Source organism: Candidatus Binatia bacterium (assembly GCA_036563615.1).
GTDB lineage: Bacteria > Desulfobacterota > Binatia > UBA12015 > UBA12015 > DATCMB01.
In genome coordinates this window covers 1-1501 of the sequence record DATCMB010000001.1, presented here as the reverse complement: position 1 = coordinate 1501, position 1501 = coordinate 1, and the positions used below count along the sequence as shown (strand labels likewise).

The following is a 1501-nucleotide window of genomic DNA, read 5'->3' as shown; positions in this document are numbered from 1 at the left end:
GAGCCGGCTGTCGAGCGCGTGCGCGTCGCCGACCAAGCGACACCGCCCGCCTGGATGGCCGAAGCGTGCGAGGTCGTCGTCGGCGACCTGCGCGACAGCGACGTCGCGCGTCGCGCCGTTCGCGGGCAGACACACGTCGTCCACCTCGCCGCGATCGTCGGCGGTATCGCCAACTTCCACCGCTGTCCCCAGACCCTTTTGGCCGCCAACACAGCGCTACTCAACGCCGTCTTCGACGCCGCGATCGCCGAGCGGGTGGAACGCCTCGTCTACGTCTCGTCCTCGATGGTGTTCGAACGCGCCACCCGCTTCCCCACGCCCGAAGAGCACATCGACGAGTGCCCGCCGCCACGGTCCGCCTACGGCTTCTCGAAACTCGCCGGCGAGGTGATGTGCCGCGCCGCCCACGCCGAGCACGGGCTCGAATACGCGATCTGCCGACCGTTCAACGCCTACGGCCCGGGCGAGATGCCGGCGTCCGAACCGGGAATCGCGCACGTCGTTCCCGATCTGCTGCACAAGGCTCTGCGCTGCCAGCGGCCGCTCGAGATCTTCGGGTCCGGTCGCCAGACGCGCACGCTCACGCACGTCGACGACATCGCCGAGGGCATCGCCCGCTGCTGCTTCCATCCAGCTGCCGCTTGCGAGGACTTCAACATCTCGGCCGCCGAGGAGCTGACCGTTGCCGAGATCGCCGAGCTCTGCTGGCAGGCGTGCGGGAACGATCCGGCCGAGTTCGAGCTGCGCAGCGTGCCGTCGTTCGAGGTGGACGTGCAGCGCCGTTGGCCGAGCGTCGAGAAGGCGCGCCGGCTGCTCGACTTCGAAGCCCGCGTACCGCTGCGCGAGGGCATCGCCAGGACGGCCGAGTGGCTGCGGCGCGAGCTCGAGCCAGAACGCGCGAGCAGCTACGGCGCGAACTCGCCGTAGAGCGCGCGAATGTCGTCGATGTAGCGCTCGCGGGCGAAGTGCTCGCGTGCGCGGGCGAGGTTGCGCTCGCCCTCGGCCCGGCGCCGGGCAGGGTCGCCCCAAAGCAGCGCCATCCGCTCGGCGAGCTCGTCGACCGCTCCCGGTTGCACGCACGAGTCGTCGCCCACCAGCTCCGGCAGCGCACCTGAACGCGCTGCGACGACGGGCAGCCCGGCGGCAAGCGCCTCGAGCGCCGCATAGCCGGCGAACTCGGGCACGAGCGACGGAACCAAGACGAACGCCGCCTCGGCTCGCAGCCGGCGTAGCTCGTCGGCGCTCGCCCAGCCGCTGAAGCGCACGTCGGCGGCGAGCTCTCGCGCCAACGCGGCGAGCCGCGCCTGCTCGGGTCCGGCGCCGGCGACGACGAGCGGCACACGCGCAGCACTGGCGGCACGGAGGGCCCACTCGACTCCCTTCTCGGGAACGAGACGAGCGGCAACCAGCGCGTAGCGCCCGGTGTCGGCGCACGACGACGAAGCGAAGGCGTCGGGCGGCAGGTAGTGCGGCACGACCCGGACGCGCTCCTCCGGAACAC

General features: G+C 71.8%; 2 protein-coding genes. One reads left to right on the top strand and one right to left on the bottom strand.

Translation table 11 applies throughout. The features are described from left to right. Positions 1–18: 18 nt before the first annotated feature. Positions 19–927, top strand: coding sequence for an NAD(P)-dependent oxidoreductase (locus VIS07_00010; GenBank protein ID HEY8513877.1), 909 nt, complete (start codon positions 19–21; stop codon positions 925–927). On the opposite strand, the gene VIS07_00005 is transcribed toward VIS07_00010, so the two are convergent. Then, on the bottom strand, positions 906–1501 hold a 596-nt coding region (locus VIS07_00005), incomplete at its 5' end, for a glycosyltransferase (GenBank protein HEY8513876.1). The genes VIS07_00010 and VIS07_00005 overlap by 22 nt on opposite strands.